20 protein-coding genes and 1 tRNA gene are annotated in these 16,945 nt (G+C 28.4%); 8 read left to right on the top strand and 13 right to left on the bottom strand.

The genetic code is table 11. The features are described from left to right. The first annotated feature begins 6 nt into the window (after nucleotides 1-6). From ACTTBM_RS03270 to ACTTBM_RS03255, 4 genes are all read left to right on the top strand, one after another. Complete coding sequence (locus ACTTBM_RS03270) at nucleotides 7-1,695, top strand: tetratricopeptide repeat protein (protein WP_440634700.1); 1,689 nt, start codon at nucleotides 7-9, stop codon at nucleotides 1,693-1,695. Beyond that, nucleotides 1,692-2,534, top strand: a complete 843-nt coding sequence (locus ACTTBM_RS03265) for a 4-(cytidine 5'-diphospho)-2-C-methyl-D-erythritol kinase (RefSeq protein ID WP_440634699.1) — start codon at nucleotides 1,692-1,694, stop codon at nucleotides 2,532-2,534. Before ACTTBM_RS03270 ends, ACTTBM_RS03265 begins: the two co-directional genes overlap by 4 nt. A gap of 34 nt (nucleotides 2,535-2,568) precedes the next feature. Next, a tRNA-Gln gene (locus ACTTBM_RS03260) sits at nucleotides 2,569-2,642 on the top strand. 5 nt (nucleotides 2,643-2,647) lie between these two features. Continuing rightward, nucleotides 2,648-3,922 carry a CCA tRNA nucleotidyltransferase gene (locus ACTTBM_RS03255; RefSeq protein ID WP_440634698.1) on the top strand — a complete coding sequence of 425 codons (1,275 nt, stop codon included), beginning with the start codon at nucleotides 2,648-2,650 and terminating at the stop codon, nucleotides 3,920-3,922. On the opposite strand, the gene greA is transcribed toward ACTTBM_RS03255, so the two are convergent. From greA to ACTTBM_RS03240, 3 genes are read right to left on the bottom strand one after another with little or no spacing between them, the layout of a single operon-like run. Next, nucleotides 3,919-4,395, bottom strand: a complete 477-nt coding sequence (gene greA / locus ACTTBM_RS03250; protein WP_428080925.1) for a transcription elongation factor GreA — start codon at nucleotides 4,393-4,395, stop codon at nucleotides 3,919-3,921. The two genes, ACTTBM_RS03255 and greA, sit on opposite strands and share 4 nt — an antisense overlap. Before the next feature lie 3 nt (nucleotides 4,396-4,398). Further along, nucleotides 4,399-5,226, bottom strand: coding sequence for an oxygen-dependent coproporphyrinogen oxidase (hemF, locus tag ACTTBM_RS03245; protein WP_440634697.1), 828 nt, complete (start codon nucleotides 5,224-5,226; stop codon nucleotides 4,399-4,401). A 1-nt stretch (nucleotide 5,227) separates the two neighbouring features. Next, complete coding sequence (locus ACTTBM_RS03240; RefSeq protein ID WP_440634696.1) at nucleotides 5,228-5,686, bottom strand: tRNA (cytidine(34)-2'-O)-methyltransferase; 459 nt, start codon at nucleotides 5,684-5,686, stop codon at nucleotides 5,228-5,230. A 91-nt stretch (nucleotides 5,687-5,777) separates the two neighbouring features. On the opposite strand from ACTTBM_RS03240, the gene petA reads away from it, so the two are divergent. Genes petA through ACTTBM_RS03225 form a run of 3 tightly spaced genes read left to right on the top strand, consistent with a single transcriptional unit; the run spans nucleotide 5,778 to nucleotide 8,344 of the window. Next, nucleotides 5,778-6,290 (top strand): ubiquinol-cytochrome c reductase iron-sulfur subunit, encoded by a 513-nt coding sequence (gene petA, locus ACTTBM_RS03235; protein ID WP_075506393.1) that lies wholly within the window; start codon nucleotides 5,778-5,780, stop codon nucleotides 6,288-6,290. Nucleotides 6,291-6,300: 10 nt separating this feature from the next. Continuing rightward, entirely contained in the window at nucleotides 6,301-7,563 is a 1,263-nt protein-coding gene (locus ACTTBM_RS03230) for a cytochrome b (RefSeq protein WP_440634695.1), read from the top strand. 22 nt (nucleotides 7,564-7,585) lie between these two features. After that, a complete protein-coding gene (locus tag ACTTBM_RS03225; RefSeq protein ID WP_440634814.1) occupies nucleotides 7,586-8,344 on the top strand; it encodes a cytochrome c1 in 759 nt (252 codons plus the stop codon). On the opposite strand, the gene ychF is transcribed toward ACTTBM_RS03225, so the two are convergent. The 7 genes from ychF to lgt are packed head-to-tail and all read right to left on the bottom strand — an operon-like array spanning nucleotide 8,321 to nucleotide 14,237. Next, nucleotides 8,321-9,394 carry a redox-regulated ATPase YchF gene (ychF, locus tag ACTTBM_RS03220; protein ID WP_262589762.1) on the bottom strand — a complete coding sequence of 358 codons (1,074 nt, stop codon included), beginning with the start codon at nucleotides 9,392-9,394 and terminating at the stop codon, nucleotides 8,321-8,323. The genes ACTTBM_RS03225 and ychF overlap by 24 nt on opposite strands. Further along, nucleotides 9,394-9,954: an aminoacyl-tRNA hydrolase gene (gene pth / locus ACTTBM_RS03215; RefSeq protein WP_440618927.1), complete on the bottom strand. Its 561-nt coding sequence runs from the start codon at nucleotides 9,952-9,954 to the stop codon at nucleotides 9,394-9,396. Before pth ends, ychF begins: the two co-directional genes overlap by 1 nt. Nucleotides 9,955-9,994: 40 nt before the next feature. After that, nucleotides 9,995-10,687: a 50S ribosomal protein L25/general stress protein Ctc gene (locus ACTTBM_RS03210; protein ID WP_440634694.1), complete on the bottom strand. Its 693-nt coding sequence runs from the start codon at nucleotides 10,685-10,687 to the stop codon at nucleotides 9,995-9,997. Between the two features lie 45 nt (nucleotides 10,688-10,732). Next, entirely contained in the window at nucleotides 10,733-11,665 is a 933-nt protein-coding gene (locus ACTTBM_RS03205; RefSeq protein ID WP_440634693.1) for a ribose-phosphate pyrophosphokinase, read from the bottom strand. A gap of 8 nt (nucleotides 11,666-11,673) precedes the next feature. After that, entirely contained in the window at nucleotides 11,674-12,432 is a 759-nt protein-coding gene (gene pgeF, locus ACTTBM_RS03200) for a peptidoglycan editing factor PgeF (RefSeq protein WP_440634692.1), read from the bottom strand. Continuing rightward, the gene (locus ACTTBM_RS03195; protein ID WP_440634691.1) at nucleotides 12,425-13,474 is read right to left on the bottom strand and encodes an SAM-dependent methyltransferase; all 1,050 of its coding nucleotides are present in this window, start codon (nucleotides 13,472-13,474) and stop codon (nucleotides 12,425-12,427) included. The genes pgeF and ACTTBM_RS03195 overlap by 8 nt, the downstream gene beginning before the upstream one ends. Next, nucleotides 13,458-14,237: a prolipoprotein diacylglyceryl transferase gene (gene lgt, locus ACTTBM_RS03190; RefSeq protein ID WP_440634690.1), complete on the bottom strand. Its 780-nt coding sequence runs from the start codon at nucleotides 14,235-14,237 to the stop codon at nucleotides 13,458-13,460. The genes ACTTBM_RS03195 and lgt overlap by 17 nt, the downstream gene beginning before the upstream one ends. A 32-nt stretch (nucleotides 14,238-14,269) precedes the next feature. Between lgt and ACTTBM_RS03185 the strand changes: the two genes are divergently transcribed. Then, on the top strand, nucleotides 14,270-14,521 hold the full coding sequence (locus tag ACTTBM_RS03185; RefSeq protein WP_440634689.1) for a hypothetical protein: 252 nt from the start codon (nucleotides 14,270-14,272) through the stop codon (nucleotides 14,519-14,521). Here ACTTBM_RS03185 and ACTTBM_RS03180 read toward each other — a convergent pair. Genes ACTTBM_RS03180 through ACTTBM_RS03170 form a run of 3 tightly spaced genes read right to left on the bottom strand, consistent with a single transcriptional unit; the run spans nucleotide 14,499 to nucleotide 16,906 of the window. Continuing rightward, nucleotides 14,499-15,818 (bottom strand): ATP-binding protein, encoded by a 1,320-nt coding sequence (locus ACTTBM_RS03180; protein ID WP_440634688.1) that lies wholly within the window; start codon nucleotides 15,816-15,818, stop codon nucleotides 14,499-14,501. The genes ACTTBM_RS03185 and ACTTBM_RS03180 overlap by 23 nt on opposite strands. Beyond that, entirely contained in the window at nucleotides 15,799-16,476 is a 678-nt protein-coding gene (locus ACTTBM_RS03175) for a response regulator (protein WP_440634687.1), read from the bottom strand. Before ACTTBM_RS03175 ends, ACTTBM_RS03180 begins: the two co-directional genes overlap by 20 nt. Continuing rightward, nucleotides 16,469-16,906, bottom strand: a complete 438-nt coding sequence (locus ACTTBM_RS03170) for a MarR family winged helix-turn-helix transcriptional regulator (protein ID WP_428080895.1) — start codon at nucleotides 16,904-16,906, stop codon at nucleotides 16,469-16,471. The genes ACTTBM_RS03175 and ACTTBM_RS03170 overlap by 8 nt, the downstream gene beginning before the upstream one ends. Between the last annotated feature and the right edge of the window lie 39 nt (nucleotides 16,907-16,945).

Here is a 16,945-nt window from a genome sequence, read left to right as displayed (position 1 = left end):
GATTAAATGATACCTAAAATATTTAAAATCATATTATTATTAGTGTTATTCTATCAGACGCCTGTTTATTCTAAAAGTACAAGTTTTAATGATTTCAACTCAAGAGATTTATCTAATTATTTTTCAGGTATTATAGCTTATGAAAATAGAGATAATTCAGAAGCTTTAAAATATTTCAATTTAAGTAAAGTTTTACTAAACAACCATGACAATTATTTAAAAAGATACGTTAATTCTCTTGTATTGGAAAACAAAGTAGCGCAAGCAATAAATGTTATAAAAAATAACTCAAAAAAAAGTAACTCTGACTTTTTTGATGCATACGTTTTATTAATAATTGATAGTTTGAAAAAAAATGATTTTGATAAAGCTGATATTTACTTAGATCAAAGTTTGAGATTTCAGGAAGAAAATAGAATTAATCTAGTAATTTTTGAGACTTTAAAGCAGTACATTTACACTTTTAAAAATAAAAAACTTTTACCTAATAAGAAAAATTTTGGAAACTTATCATTAATAGCTGAGGCATTTCAAAGATGTCATTATAATGATCAAAGAACCAGCTCTTTCTTTTTAAATTTAATTAATAATCAACAAGGTGATTATTCAAGATATATATTTTTTTATATAAATTATCTTATTCAGAATAAGGAGTTTGATCAGGCAAAGTCAGTAATTGATCAAATTGATTATATTGGCTCAACACTTTTGTTAACTCAAACCAAAAGCTGGATAGATAATAATAAGTTTAAAAGTTTTGAAAAAATTTTCTCATGTGGAAACCACAATGATATAGTTAGTGAATTTTTATTTTTGATATCAAACCTTTATTCATCACAAGATAATTTTGAAAAATCAAATTTTTATTTAAATTTATCAATATACTTAAATCCTAAATTTGAATTTAATTTATCGCTCGTTGCAGAAAATTTCTTTGCAGATGGTGAATACAACAAGGTAAAAAAAATAGTAAGAAAATTTAAAGAGACTGATGAGTTTTATTATTGGTTTAGAGTTAAAAAAGAAGCGCAAATAATAGTGAAAGAACAAAATTATGAAAAGGGCACAAGCCATATCGAGTCTAAATTTAAAAATATTGAAAAACCTAATCCAAAGATGATTTTTGATTTAGCAAATTTTTACAAAAACTCTAAAAATTATGAACTTGCAATCGATTATTATTCAAAATTAATCTCCTCACTAGAAGACACCTCTATAATTAAATCGGATATTTTATATAGAAGAGGTGGGAGTTACGAAAGATTAGGTAATTATGAGAAGTCAGATGAAGATTTACTTCATGCATTAAGAATAAGATCTAATGATGCATACGTCCTAAATTATCTTGCTTATTCTTGGTTAGAACGTGATTACAAAATAGATGAAGCGATGGAAATGTTAAAAATAGCATATGAATTAAAAAGTAATGATCCCTATATTATTGACTCAATTGGTTGGGCATATTTCTTGATAGACGAATATAAAGAAGCAGAAAAATATTTAAAAAGAGCTGTAGAATTAATGCCCGATGACCCAATAGTAAATGATCATTATGGAGATATATTGTGGAAGCTAGATCAAAAAATTCAGGCAAGATATTTTTGGAATAGCGTGTTGAGTTTTGACGATACTGAAGATGATATGAGAGAAAATATAAACAAAAAATTGATTGTTGGCTTAAAATCTATTCAATGAAATTAAATTTAAAGTCTCATGCTAAAATCAATTTAGCTCTCAATGTAACTGGAAAAAATAAATCATTACATAAAATTGAAAGCATCGTTAGTTTTATTGATTTGTATGATGTTATTTCAATAAAAAAAAAAGGAGGTGAAAAACATAATATTTCTTTTCAAGGAAAATTTGCAAAAGGTATTGGAAAAAAAAATACTGTTCAAAAACTCTTTCAAATATTAGATCGAGAAAAATTGTTAATAAATCAAAAATTTAGAGTTTCTATAACAAAGAATATTCCCCAAGAAGCTGGACTTGGTGGTGGTTCTATAAATGCTGCGAGTATTTTAAATTTTTTAAATAAAAAAAAGATAATTAAAATTAGCGAAAAGAAAATTTTGGAGGTTTGCTCTGAAATAGGGTCTGATGTTATTTTAGGTATAGACCCGTCTAGCTCTGTTTTACTTTCAAACAATAAAATTAAAAAATTTTTAAATTGCCCGATTTTAAATATACTTTTAATAAAGCCTAATTTTGGTTGTGCGACAAAAAAAATTTATTCTAACGTTAAAAATTTTACAAAACCAAAATTTAACAATCCAAGAAAAAATATGTTTGGTTATAAATTTTTAAAAAATCAAAGTAATACCTTAGAAGATGTTGCAATTTCAAAATACCCACAAATAAAAAAGATTAAGTTATTTTTAGAAAAGACTAACAATCCTGAGTTTGTAAGAATGACTGGGTCTGGATCTACAGTTATTGCATACTATAAATCAGTCAAAGACTGTAATTCAGCAAAAGTTCAATTTAAGAGGAAATTTAAAAATTGTTGGTTGTATGTATCAAAAACTATATAAATTTATTTTTTTTGTGTTATAGGAACTATAATATTGGGGCGTAGCCAAGCGGTAAGGCACGGGTTTTTGGTACCTGCATCCTAGGTTCGAATCCTAGCGCCCCAGCCATATATATGGATAAATTTTTAGATAAAATTTTTTTTAGGTCCAAAAATCTTAATTATATAAGTAAAAATATAAAAAACATATCCCAGAACACTCCTGCAAAAAAAATTTTTGAGGCAATCAACAATTATTCTGAAAATAGTGAATTAAGGTTTGTTGGAGGATGTATTAGAAAAATTATAAATCGAGAAGAAGTAGATGACATTGATTTGGCAACTAACATTACTCCAGATGAAGTTTGTGATGCACTAAATAAACATCAAATTAAATTTTTTGAATCAGGTAGAGAACACGGCACGATAACTGCAGTAATTAATGAAAAAAACTATGAAATTACTTCACTTAGAAAAGACGTTACGACAGATGGAAGACATGCAAAAGTTGAATTTACTTCTGATTGGAAAGAAGATTCAAAAAGAAGAGATTTTACAATTAACGCTATTTACTCTGATAGTTTGGGAAATTTATTTGATCCACAAAATGGTAAGCTAGATTTAGACAAAGGTGTTTTAAAATTTATTGGCGATCCAGAAAAAAGAATTCAAGAGGATTATTTAAGAATATTAAGATACTTCCGTTTTCATATTAATTACTCAAATGAAAATCACAAAACAGAGATAATTAAAATATTTAAAAAAAATATCAAAGGTATTTCGAACTTATCTTCTGAAAGATTATTAGATGAATTTAAAAAGACAGTTAAATCAAAAAATTTTCTTAAATTATTTGAAGATCAACAAAGTTTAGAAATATTAGAAATAGTATTTCCACAATTTAAAAATATTAATCATTTTAAGAAGCTAAATTCATTCAGTTCTAAAATTATTAGCAACTTTGATTTTATTTTTGTAATTGCATTACTGATTATTGATGAAACAGACAATACAGATTATTTTATTTATAAATTTAAAATCTCAAAAAAAAATCAAAAGAGGCTCAAATTAATTCATTATTTTTTCAAAGAAAAGGTGAATATTAAAAGTTTTACTGAAAAAAACTTTAATAAAATATTTTACTATAATGGCAGACAAACCGTGATTGATATAATTAATTTTAAATTGTTCTATTCAAGCAAAGTGGAGAATAAATTATTAAAATTACTTAAAATTTATGAAAACAAAACTTTGCCTGAATTAAAAATTGGAGCAAATATTTTAATGTCTAAGTATAAAATTCCTGAGGGTAAAATTTTAGGTAATAAGTTGAAACTTATAGAAGAAACCTGGGTTCAAAATGGATTTCAAATTTCAGATAAACAGGTGGAAAAAATTGCAAAAAGCTAAATATATTTAACGTCTTTAATTTCAAAATTCTTTGTTCCAGAAGGGGTGCTTATTTCTACAAGATCACTTTTATTTTTACCTATTAATCCTTTTCCAATTGGGGACTGAAAGAAAATTAATTTTTGTTTTAAGTCAGCTTCATCTTTTCCAACAATTTTATAATTTATTTTCTCTCCACTATCTAAGTCTTCTAAATATACAGTTGATCCAAAAATTACTTTACCCTCATTATTTAATTTAGTTACATCAATCACATTAGCTCTGGCTATTATGTCGTTTATTTCAGTAATCCTACCTTCATTATGAGACTGTTCTTCTTTTGCAGCGTGATATTCTGCATTTTCCTTGAGATCTCCATGCGATCTTGCTTCAGCAATTGCAGCAACTATTTCAGGTCTTTTCTTTTCTTTTAAAAAAATTAATTCTTCCTCTAATTTTTTTAGCCCATTTAAAGTTATAGGTTCTTTTTCCATTTTTTATTTCCACTTTGCTAAGGGAGGCAACGACATTAAAATTCCTTCAACATTACCACCAGTTTGTAATCCAAATTTAGTCCCTCTGTCATATAGTAAATTAAATTCTGCGTAACGACCTCTTTTAATATACTGCATCTCTTTTTCTTTTAAAGACCATTTTTTCTTAATTTTTTTTTTAATAATTTCATTAAAAATCATTTGAAAAGTAATCCCAACATCCCTTACAAATTTAAAATCTTTTTCAAAATTATCATCTTTGTAGTCAAAAAAAATTCCTCCAATTCCTCTAGCTTCTTTTCTGTGCGGTAAATAAAAATATTCATCACACCATTTTTTATATTTTTTATAATAATTTTTATTATGTTGATCACACATTAACTTCAAAGTTTTATGAAATTTATTTTTTTCATTATCATCTTTTATAGCTGGGGTTACATCCATCCCCCCTCCAAACCAGTTTTTTTGAGTGCTGATATATCTTGTATTAAAATGCATAGCTGGAATGTGGGGATTTTGCATATGCATAACTATTGAAATTCCTGAGGCCCAAAATCTTGGGTCTTTCTCAGCTCCTGGTATATTTTTTTGAAATTTTTTAGGAAATTTTCCATATACTTTTGAAAAATTTACTCCAACTTTTTCAAAAATTTTCCCATTTTTTAAAATTCTATATTCACCACCTCCTTCATCCTTTTTAGAGTTTCTTTTCCAAGAAGTTGATTCAAATTTAATTTTGTCATTTTCCAATTCAAGTATGTCATTACAAATTGCATTTTGTAATAATTTGAACCAATTGCTAGCTAGGTCTTTTTTTATTGAATTGTCCATATTATATCAAATTATTTTGCCTTAAACTTTCAGCCAAAACTATTGCAACTGAGGACGCTATATTTAGAGATCTCGCATTTTCATTCATTGGAATTTTTAGACGATCACCAATCAGCTTATGAACCTTCTCTGGAACACCAGCGCTCTCTCTTCCAAATAATATTGTGTCATCAGCTTTAAAATTAAATTTAGTATAATTTATAGAACCCTTTGTTGTCATTAAAACAATTCTTTGATTCTTTTTTTTTTCAAAAAAATGTTCTGCACTTTGGTAGAATTTAATTTTACTATAGTCCATGTAGTCCATGACAACTCTTTTAAATCTTTTGTCAGATAATAAAAATCCACAAGGCTCAATAATTTCTAATTCCGCCCCTAAACAGGCACACGTTCGTATAATTGCAGCTGTATTTTGTGGAATATCTGGCTCGTATAGTGAAATTTTAGGTCTAGGTCTCATCTGTAATGTGTCATTCTTTCAGTAGAAAAATTACTGTTATCTTATAAGAAATCGTATATTAAATTAATTTTTTAACAAAAAACTATTTAAAATGTCAGATAAAAAGCCAAAAAAAAGAAGAGATTTTTTATTTACAGCGACCACAGCTGTAGGTGCAGTTGGAGCCGCAGCAGTAGTGTGGCCTATGGTAGATCAAATGAACCCAGATGCTTCAGTTAAAGCATTAGCAAGTACAGAGGTAGATGTAAGTTCAGTCAAACCTGGAAACACAATTACAGTTCTATGGAGAGGAAAACCAGTTTTCATCAGAAGAAGAACACAAGAAGAGATCGACGAAGCAAGATCTGTTAAAATGGAAGAATTAATTCATCCAGAAAAAGATGAGGATAGAGCAAAAAATCCTGAATGGCTAGTCATGCTTGGAGTTTGTACTCATTTAGGATGTGTGCCTTTGAATGACAAAGGTGATTATAATGGATGGTTTTGTCCTTGTCATGGTTCTCACTATGATACCTCTGGAAGAATTAGAAAAGGACCAGCTCCTTGGAATATGGAAGTTCCAAAATATGAATTCGTAAACGCCAACACAATTAAAATAGGATAGTACAGTTGTTATGAGTGATCACGATTATCAACCTAAATCAAAAGTTGGTCAATGGTTTAATGATAGATTACCGTTACTAACTCTTGCAAATCATTTAACGGATTATCCTACTCCAAAAAATTTAAATTACTGGTGGACATTTGGAGGAATTTTAACTTTTTGCTTAATCACACAAATTATAACAGGATTAACTTTGGCAATGCATTACATTGCTCATGCTGACATGGCATTCGAAAGTGTTGAGCATATAATGAGAGATGTCAACTACGGATGGTTAATTAGATACATACATGCAAATGGTGCATCGATGTTTTTTCTTGCTGTGTATATTCATATCTTTAGATCGTTATTTTATGGTTCTTACAAAGCACCAAGAGAAATAATTTGGATTATTGGTATAGTAATTTACTTGTTAATGATGGCAGCTGCATTCATGGGCTACGTCCTACCTTGGGGACAAATGAGTTTCTGGGGAGCAACTGTTATTACAAATTTATTTAGTGCAATCCCGTTAGTAGGTGAGGGAATTGTAACATGGTTATGGGGTGGATATTCAGTTGATAATCCAACTTTAACAAGATTTTTTACTCTACATTACTTAATTCCATTCTTGATAGCAGGACTTGTAATTTTACATATATGGGCCCTGCATGTACCTGGAAATAATAATCCAGTTGGTATTGATATCAAAAAACCATCTAAGGATACTGTCCCATTCCATCCATACATTGTTATTAAAGATGGTTTTGCATTATTAATGTTTATGATTGTTTTTGCATTTTTTGTTTTTTATACGCCTAATATTTTGGGTCACGCAGATAATTACATAGAGGCAAATCCTATGGTAACTCCAGCTCATATAGTTCCAGAATGGTACTTGTTACCTTTTTACGCAATACTAAGATCGGTACCGGATAAACTACTTGGAGTAATTGCAATGCTATCTGCTATTTTAATACTTGCAGCTTTACCTTGGTTAGATACTTCAAAAATTAGATCAGCAGTATTTAGACCTTTGTATAAACAGTTTTACTGGATTTTAGTAGCAGACGTTTTAATTCTTGGTTACATGGGAGCAATGCCTGCAGAAGGTCTTTATTTATTAATTGCAAGAGTAGCCACTGCCTATTATTTCTTACATTTCTTGGTTATTCTCCCTGTGCTTGGATTTAAAGAGAGAACATTACCTGTTCCACTAAGTATAACAGAGCCTATTTTAGGTGGATCAACAAACTTAGCAGCTGCAAAACACAGAGAAAGTAAAATAAAATAAAGTGAAAAAGTTATTTAAACTAATTTTAATACTTTCATTTTTTTCTCTAAATAGCGTCCAAACATTTGCTGCAGAAAAAGTAGATTATCTTAAAACAGATTGGAGTTTTAAAGGTCTTTTTGGAAAATTTGATAGAGCAGCTCTTCAAAGAGGATATCAAGTTTATACGGAAGTTTGTGCTTCTTGCCATTCAATGAAATATTTGAGCTATAGAAATTTATCAGAAGAGGGTGGACCAGAGTTTTCAGAGGCAGCTGCAAAAGCAATCGCTGCTTCTTTTGAAGTTACAGATGGACCAAACGCTGATGGTGAAATGTTTATTAGACCTGGAAAACTTTCAGATAAATTTGTGATGCCATACGACAATGTAAAAGCCGCACAAGCAGCTAACGGAGGAGCTTATCCACCAGATATGTCTGTTTTAGTTAAGGCTAGAGGTGGTGGAGTTGATTATATTTATTCTTTACTTCAAGGTTATGAAGATCCACCAAGCGGAGTAACTTTGGATGATGGAGTTTATTACAACAAATATATGTATGGTAATAAGATCAGAATGGCAGCGCCATTATCAGATGGAATAGTAGAATACGGTGATGGCACTAATGCATCAGTTGAACAGATGTCAAAAGATGTAACAACATTTTTAATGTGGGCTGCGGAGCCTCATTTAGAAGCAAGACACCAAATGGGATTTAAAGCTATAGTATATTTGATTATTTTAACTATTTTAGTTTACTTTAGTATGAAGAAAATCTGGTCACGTGTTGAATCTGAAGTTTAACACATCTCCATCTTTAACAATATAATCTTTTCCTTCTAATCTCATTTTCCCATTTGCTTTAGAATTTACCCAGCCATCATTTGCTATAAAATCTTCATAAGAAATAGTTTCAGCTCGTATAAAGCCTTTTTCAAAATCAGTATGTATTTCGCCTGCGGCCTTAGGAGCTGTACAATTTTTTTTAATTGTCCATGCCCTTGTTTCCTCAGGACCTGATGTAAAATAAGTGTCTAGTTCTAGTATATTGTAACCTTTTTGAATTAACATATTTAATCCAGTTTCTTTTAAACCTATCATTTCCATATAATTTTTTTTCTCTTCAGCAGGTAGTTCATTAATTTGATTTTCAATATCAGCGGATACAATTAGTGTATTTTCATTCCCAAATTTTTCTATGAAATCATTTGTATATTTATTACCGTTCTGAACACTTTGTTCATCAACATTACAGACATATATTTTTGGTTTTATTGATAATAAACCGCTTTGATTTAATTGCTTGGTATCAAATTGTGTTTTTAGAACCGAAATATCTTTGTCATTATTTATGCAATCAAGAGCAATTTCTAAAATTTTAAGTTGTTCCTCATCTACATTTTTCTTGTTATTTTTTTCCAATCTTTTTTGAATACTTTCAAGATCTGCAAGCATCATTTCAGTTTCAATAATTTCCAAATCTCTCACTGGGTTTACGTCAGGATTAACATTTTGGATATCATCTGAATCAAAACATCTAATCATATGAATTACAGCATCAACTTCCCTGATATGAGAAAGAAATTTATTTCCTAATCCTTCTCCTTTTGAAGCTCCTTTTACAAGACCAGCAATATCAACGAATGAAATTGTAGTATTAATTACCTTTTTAGAGTTAGAGACTTTTGATAATTTGGACAATCTTTCATCTGGTACGGGAACTACACCAACATTTGGATCAATTGTACAAAATGGAAAATTAGCTGCTTGTGCTTTACTAGAATTTGTTAGTGCATTAAAAAGCGTAGACTTACCAACATTTGGCAAACCAACAATTCCACATTTAAAACTCATTATTTATTATTAACTGTACTTGAAAATAGATCTAATTTTTTTTCAATTAATATTGAAATTGACTCAGTAATATTATTTGTAATTTTTTCTAATCCAACCATTTCATCTTCATCAAAATTTTGAAGTACAAAATCACTTACTTCCATGTTATCTTTTGGTTTTCCAATACCAATTCTTACTCTAGAATAATCTTTACCAATAAATTTATCTATTGAAGCTATACCATTATGACCTGCACTAGATCCACCAAACTTAGCTTTAATTTTCCCAAATTCTACATCTAAATCATCATGAAAAACTATGACATCCTCGGCATCAATTTTAAAATATTCTATTAATTCTCTTATACAAATTCCTGAATTATTCATGAAAGTTAAAGGTTTAATTGCATATATTTTTTTGTCTCCAACATTTCCTGTTGTAAGCAAACCTTTAAATTTTGGTTTTTGTTTTGATAGACCAAATTTTTTATTTATCGAGTCTATAATTTTAAAACCTACATTATGTCTATTATTTTCACTATCGGGCGTTGGGTTACCTAGTCCTACAAATAAAAGCATAAAAATTTTTTAATGGAAAACAAACTTCAGTCTAAATAATTTATTTTTTTTCTTCAGCAGGCTTTTCTTCGCCTTCAGCAGCTGGTTTATCGCCTTCAGCTGGTGCAGCAGCCTCTGCGGCACCAGCTTCACCCTCTGCAGCTTCAGCTTCAGCTGGTTTTTCTGGCTCTTTCATTACAGTTGGAGCCGCAAGTGTTGCAATAACGAAATCCCTACCTTGAATAGTTGGTACAACTTCAGGATCTAGATTAATTGATGAAATTTTAAAACTTACTCCAATATCAATACCATCTAAATCAATTAAAAGATTGTCAGGTATTTTTTCACTTGGACATTTTAATTCAACTTTTCTTCTTACAATATTTAATACTCCACCTTTTTTTAATCCAGGTGATTTTTCGTGATTAATAAATTTAACTGGAACCTCAATTCTAATTTTTAGACCAGGCACAACTCTTAAAAAATCAACATGTATAGGTTCGTCTGACAAGATGTGATATTTTACTTCTCTTGGAAGTACATTTTGTGGTTTACCGTTTACATTTAATGTAAGAATTGTAGATAAAAAATTTGAGTCTTCTAACATCGACTTTAGCAGTTTCTTAGATATAGAAACTTTTTCATTTTGAGCTTCACCACCATAAATTATAGCCGGAACTTCTCCATTATCTCTTAGTGAGTTAAGCTCGCCTTTTGTTTTAGTATCTCTGATGTTAGCTTCTAAAGTATTCATAAAAACAAGGGTTTTTAGCTCAAGATCCTTAATAACACAAGGTAATTATTTAAATAAATCAGATACAGAAGTAGAATTTGATATTCTTTTAATTGCTTCACCCATTAGCCCTGAAATAGATAAAACTTCAATGTTTTTTACACCTCTTATTTTGTCACTATTATCAATTGTGTCTGTAATTACTAAATTTTTGATAACAGAATTTTTAATTTTTTTGACCGCTTCGCCACTAAGTACACCGTGAGTAATATAAACGTAAACTTCTTTTGCACCTCTATCTTTTAGAGCTTTAGCTGCATTTACAATTGTTCCACCAGAGTCGATGATATCGTCTACAATTATACATGTCTTACCTTTTACATCCCCAATTACATTCATAACCTGAGATTGTCCTGGCTTAGGTCTTCTTTTATCTACTATAGCTAAACCAACATTTAAAAGTTTTCCAAGAGATCTTGCTCGCTCAGTACCACCCACATCTGGCGCTACACAAATCATATTTTTATTTTTAATTTTTTTCTTAACGTGTCTTGCAAAAATAGGAGTAGCAAACAAGTTATCTACTGGAATATCAAAAAATCCTTGAATTTGTCCTGCGTGCAAATCTACTGTTACAACACGATCTGCTCCTGATTTTGTAATTAAGTTTGATACTAGTTTTGCTGAAATTGAAGTTCTTGGGACAACTTTTCTATCTTGTCTTGCATAACCAAAATATGGAATTACAGCTGTTATATTTTTGGCAGATGATCTTTTCAAAGCATCTATACATAATAAAAGTTCCATTAAATTATCATTAGCTGGAGAAGATACAGATTGAATAATAAAAATACTATTTCCTCTTATGTTTTCATTAATCTCAACATAAATTTCACCATCAGAAAAATTTCTAATACTTGAATTGACTAATTTAGATTTTAAATATTTAGCAATATTCTTACTAAGAGGTTTGTTGCTATTTCCTGATAATAATTTCATGAAAAAACCTAATTAAGCATAATTATTGAAATATTTCTACCATAATCAGCATGATTTAAACTTTTTGATCTTCTAGCACTAAAAAATTTATTTTTAGCATTGAATGTATCAACGTCAATTTTTTCTATTTTTTTTACACCAGACTTAAGAATTAATGATTTAACATAACTAGATAAGTTAAAATATAACTTTTCTTTACCCATTTTAAAAAATTTATGATTTGTTTTGTCTTTTCTTATAAATTTTTTATAAAAATCTTTTTGAACTTCATAATTTTTAACTGATATTGATGGACCTATAACTGCTGTAATATTTTTTGTTTTGGATCCTCTCTTAATCATAAATTTAATCACTTTTGATACTATTCCCTTAAAGGCACCTTTCCATCCTGAATGAATTGCAGCTATCATTTTTCTCTGATTGTCAAAAACAAGTATTGGTACACAATCTGCAGTCAAAACCGCAATAGGTAAATTTACTTGGTCAGTAATAATTGCATCAGCCTTAGGTTTTATTTTTGATTTATGCTTTTTGTCAATAAACACGAATTTATTACTATGAATTTGGTTAAGTAAAAAAATATTTTTTGAGTTCTTAGAAATTTTTTTTCTAACAATATTTAAATTTTTTTTTACATTTGCACTATTGTCATTTGAACCTGGACCACAATTTAAACTTTTATAAATATTTTTTGATACACCACCGATGCTATTAAAAAAACCATGTTTAATAGCTTTATATTTTGAAAGTTTTTTAGATTTAATCAATTTGAAAACCTGTTTTAAATTTATTGTTTTTAATTTTAATCAACATTACCTTAAACAACTCCCCCATTTGTTTCTCATCAATTAAACGTCTAATTCTATAAAATAGATCTGTTTTTTGTGAGAAGGCTATATTATTACTTACAATCTCTGCTCTCTGCAAAATTCCCATACTTGTTAAGAATTTTTTTTGATTAGTAATTAGATGATCTAGTTTTTCAAATTGATTAATATAATTAGCATATAAATTAAAATTTAAATTGTATGTGATATCAGAGTCGCCAATATCTTCTAATATGTTTGAAAATTTATGATCTTTTATTGCTTGAATAGTATTTTTTATTTTCAGATCTAAATATCCATAATCAATTATTAAAAGTCCACCATCTCTGTTCTCAATAATTTTACAAATTTTCTCTAGATATTTAAACGCTTCCGGAGAGTATTCAATAACATCTTGGTCCTTTGATATTTCAAATTTAAGTTCTTGCTCTATTGTTTTAATATCAACTTCTTTATCATTGAACTCAGCCTTTTTGTAAGTTTTTAAATTAACATACCTTTCAAACCAATTATTCTCCTTTTTAAAAAATTGCTTTATTGGAAGTGCATCAAAAAATTCGTTTGCAAGATAAATGCAAGGAAATGTGTTATCGATTTCAACTTCATTTACCCAGATTATTTTTTCAGAATTTAAATTTTTTTTTTGTTCATTGATTAAATATGAGCTTTTTTCATGAATCATTAAATTACAGGAGTTAAAACAATCAGGAAAATTCTTTAATGTTTCAGATACAACTTTCATCATCTCTCCATTACCAGCACCAAGTTCAATTAAGTTAAATTTTTTAGGTGAACCAATGCTTTTCCAAAAAGTTATTACCCAAATCGCAATTATTTCTGAAAATAATCTTGTGATGTTGGGAGACGTAATAAAATCACCTTCCTTTCCAAAGGGATTTTTTTTCATATAATAACCATTTTCTTTATCGTAAAGAGCGTGATTTATAAATTGATCTAGAGTTAAATTAGTCGACTTGTTCATTTTTTTTCAAAAAGAAAATAATTAATCCAATTATCAAAAAGATAAAACTTATTAACTGACCCATAGTTAAATTTAATATTAAGTATCCCAATTGATCATCTGGAACTCTAAAAAATTCCACAATAAATCTGAAGATTGAATAGAAAATTAAAAATAATCCAGAAATAAATCCAGCTTTTGCAAAATTCCCTTTACTTCTAAAATAAACTAAAATTAAAAATAAAATTAAACCTTCTAATAATGCCTCATAAATTTGTGAGGGATGTCGTGGTTGATTATCTATTTGCATGAAAGTAACTGCCCAAGGTAAATTAGTTATAGTTCCATAAAGTTCAGAATTTATAAAATTTGCAATTCTTCCAAAAAATATTCCAATAGGTGCAACTAGAGCGACGACGTCTAAATATAAAAACGCATCTTGATTATTTTTTTTTGCAAACAATATAGTTGCGATAACAATACCAATTACTCCTCCGTGAAAAGACATGCCGCCTTCCCATACTTTTAAGATATCTACAAGATTATTGATATAGAATTCAAAATTATAAAATAATACATAACCAATTCTTCCACCTAAAATAATTCCGATGATTAAGTACGTTATATAATCATCAAAGTTTTTATTTATTTCAGAATTCTTTAAGAACAGTTTTTTTGCTATTAACCATCCAAATAAAATACCAGCTATATAAGCTAGAGAATACCATCTAATTTCTAAAGAAAATATTTCTATTGCAACTGGGTCAAAATTATTGATGAACATTTTAAATTATATCTATATTGTATATCTCAAATATGAAAAATTCTAAATTTATAATTGATAAATTTGCAAAACTACTAGAGCAGGGATTAATAACTTCAAAAGATTTATCATCTGAAATCTTAAATATATTTAAGTCAAAGAGAGATGAATTTGTTTTTAAAATGAAACTTACTAGCAAGGATGAATTTGAGATTCTTTCAAAGAGAGTAGAAAATTTAGAAAATAAAATTTCAAAATTAGAAACAAAAAAAAGGAAGAAAACTAGACCGGCAAAAAGATCTTAACTCTTAGCCCGTTAAATTTTGATTTTTCCAGCATAATGTTACCACCATGGGATTTGATAATATCAGAAGCAATTGACAGTCCTAGACCAACACTAGATTTTGAATCATTTCTACCTTTGTCCATCTTATAAAAAGGTTTAAATACGTTTTCATGTTCTTTTTTAGGTATCCCTGGACCGTCATCATCAATAATTATAAATAGGTTTGTATTTTTTTTGGTTAGGCTTATTTCAACTTTGTTTGCATATTTTAATCCGTTATCAATCAAGTTATTTAAAGATCTATTGATAAGGTTCTTTCTGCCATTAATGTAAATTCTAGGAATTAAATTATGAGAAATGTTTTTATTATTATATTTTTTTATAATTTCCTCTATTAGTTCTGAAAGATTAAACATTTCGTCTTTTTCAACATATGACGAGCTTGTAAATTGCAGATATTCATTAAGCATTTTTTCCATTTCGTTAATATCATCTGTTAACTTATCAACTGCATCTTTATCTTTAAGAAAAGCTAATTGTAGCTTCATTCTTGTTAAAGGAGTTCTTAAATCATGACTAATACCTGATAACATTTCAGTTCTCTGATTAAGATGTCTCTCAATTCTCTTTCTCATTTTGTCAAATTCATGACCTGCTTGACGTATCTCGAGTGCTCCCGAGGGTTTAAATTCTTCTATGTCTTCTCCTTTTCCAAATCTTTCAGCAGCGCGAGCTAAATTTGTAATTGGTCTCGTTTGGTTCTTTAAAAATATTAGTGAAATAATAACCATTATAATTGCAGGAACTGTAATCCATAGTGCAAATATTCTTGCAGAGGTACTAGTGACTCGATCTTTTGGAACTAAAAATTTAAAATATCCATCTTCATATTTTATTCTTAAATCAACTAGTTCTTTATAGTTTGTAGTATTAAACCAGAAGATCTCAGGAGAAAATTTAGACTTCAATTCTCTTCTTAAAGTTCGATCAATTGGACTAAACCATCTTTCTTTATTTTGATCACTTAATTTTTCATTAACTACCAATTCAATATTTAAATCTAGAAACAATGAAAAAAGATTATTCACTTCTTGCTTATCATTTTCCTCATTTTGATAAGCTTCTATAAAAGCACTAATCTCATTAACCAGAGTTCTGGTCATACCTTTATTAGTTTTAATCCACAAACTATCAAAGAAAACGATGGTGATTATTAATTGGATAGTAATTACAGGGACCGCAACAATTAAGAGTGCTCTATAAAATAATCTTTTTGGTAAAACTTTTTTAAAGAAATTACTCAATCCAGAGAACATATCCTGCACCTCTAATTGTTTGCAAAAACTTAGGACTTTTTTGGTCTATTTCAATTTTTTTTCTCAATCTAGTAATAATAACATCAATGGATCTTTCTTTATCCAAATTAATCAATTTTCCTATATCTTCTCTTGTAAATGTTTTTCCAGGACTATTAATCATTTTTTCTAAAATTGTCTTTTCAGTATTATTAATTTTAAATTCTTTTTGATCTCTAATAATTAAAAGTTTATTTAAGTCGATTTTGACATTTTCAAATTCAATAATTCTTTTTTGCTCAGTTTTTTTTGTTTTATCTAAAATGTTTTTTATTCTTAGAATTAATTCTTTAGGTTCAAATGGTTTGGGCAAATAATCATCTGCACCAATTTCAAGACCTTCTATTCTTTCCTTGGCTTCTCCTTTTGCTGTAAGAAGTATAATTGGAGTATCTAGATTTTTTTTATTTTCTTCTATAAATTCCAATCCATTCTTACCGGGCATCATTATATCGAGCACAATTAGATCAAACTTTATTATTTTTATTTTGTCAGTTGCATCTTCAGCACTGTCAGCTGTAGTTACTAAATAATTATTTTCGTTTAAAAATTTTTTAACCAATGATCTAATACCATCGTCGTCATCAACTACTAAAATATGTGCTAAAAAATTATCCATTAATTATTTTATTTAATACATTGTCAAAATTAACAACCTCTTCTGAAGTTGAATTTAAAAGAGCTGAATAAATTCTTTTTTTTTGTAAATTAAAAATTTCTTCAAATATTTTCTTTCCTTTTTCGTTTAAAAACACATGTTTAACCCTTGTATCCTGATCATTTTTCTTAAATATGACGATGTCTAACTTTATTAAATCTTTTAAAACTCTATTAAGGCTCTGCTTAGTTACTTTTAATTTTTTAAGCAGATCTGAGATAGAGATACCCTCGTAAGATGAAATTAGGTGAATAACCTTATGGTGGGCCACACCAATTGAATATTTATCTAAAATTTTTTTAGAGTCAGAAAATGTCTCTCTGTAACTAACAAATAATTTTTCAATTAAGCCCTTAAGTTGATCGTCTTTAAGATATAAAAGTTCTTTCATAATGGGTAAGTTATATTGACATATCAAAGATACAAAGAT

It is taken from the genome of Candidatus Pelagibacter sp. HIMB1746 (assembly GCF_052047555.1).
Classification (GTDB): Bacteria; Pseudomonadota; Alphaproteobacteria; order Pelagibacterales; family Pelagibacteraceae; genus Pelagibacter.
The sequence above is the reverse complement of the archived record's forward strand: the minus strand, read 5'-3'. Positions and strand labels throughout refer to the sequence as shown.

Coding starts and splice junctions, on each gene's coding strand:
- ychF (WP_262589762.1), bottom strand. CDS start 9,394: ATGAGTTTTAAATGTGGAATTGTTGGTTTGCCAAATGTTGGTAAGTCT.
- ACTTBM_RS03185 (WP_440634689.1), top strand. CDS start 14,270: ATGAAAAATTCTAAATTTATAATTGATAAATTTGCAAAACTACTAGAG.
- pth (WP_440618927.1), bottom strand. CDS start 9,954: ATGCTTTTATTTGTAGGACTAGGTAACCCAACGCCCGATAGTGAAAAT.
- ACTTBM_RS03175 (WP_440634687.1), bottom strand. CDS start 16,476: ATGGATAATTTTTTAGCACATATTTTAGTAGTTGATGACGACGATGGT.
- ACTTBM_RS03255 (WP_440634698.1), top strand. CDS start 2,648: ATGGATAAATTTTTAGATAAAATTTTTTTTAGGTCCAAAAATCTTAAT.
- ACTTBM_RS03270 (WP_440634700.1), top strand. CDS start 7: ATGATACCTAAAATATTTAAAATCATATTATTATTAGTGTTATTCTAT.
- greA (WP_428080925.1), bottom strand. CDS start 4,395: ATGGAAAAAGAACCTATAACTTTAAATGGGCTAAAAAAATTAGAGGAA.
- ACTTBM_RS03170 (WP_428080895.1), bottom strand. CDS start 16,906: ATGAAAGAACTTTTATATCTTAAAGACGATCAACTTAAGGGCTTAATT.
- ACTTBM_RS03265 (WP_440634699.1), top strand. CDS start 1,692: ATGAAATTAAATTTAAAGTCTCATGCTAAAATCAATTTAGCTCTCAAT.
- ACTTBM_RS03205 (WP_440634693.1), bottom strand. CDS start 11,665: ATGAAATTATTATCAGGAAATAGCAACAAACCTCTTAGTAAGAATATT.
- petA (WP_075506393.1), top strand. CDS start 5,778: ATGTCAGATAAAAAGCCAAAAAAAAGAAGAGATTTTTTATTTACAGCG.
- ACTTBM_RS03240 (WP_440634696.1), bottom strand. CDS start 5,686: ATGAGACCTAGACCTAAAATTTCACTATACGAGCCAGATATTCCACAA.
- hemF (WP_440634697.1), bottom strand. CDS start 5,226: ATGGACAATTCAATAAAAAAAGACCTAGCTAGCAATTGGTTCAAATTA.
- ACTTBM_RS03210 (WP_440634694.1), bottom strand. CDS start 10,687: ATGAATACTTTAGAAGCTAACATCAGAGATACTAAAACAAAAGGCGAG.
- ACTTBM_RS03230 (WP_440634695.1), top strand. CDS start 6,301: ATGAGTGATCACGATTATCAACCTAAATCAAAAGTTGGTCAATGGTTT.
- lgt (WP_440634690.1), bottom strand. CDS start 14,237: ATGTTCATCAATAATTTTGACCCAGTTGCAATAGAAATATTTTCTTTA.
- ACTTBM_RS03180 (WP_440634688.1), bottom strand. CDS start 15,818: ATGTTCTCTGGATTGAGTAATTTCTTTAAAAAAGTTTTACCAAAAAGA.
- ACTTBM_RS03195 (WP_440634691.1), bottom strand. CDS start 13,474: ATGAACAAGTCGACTAATTTAACTCTAGATCAATTTATAAATCACGCT.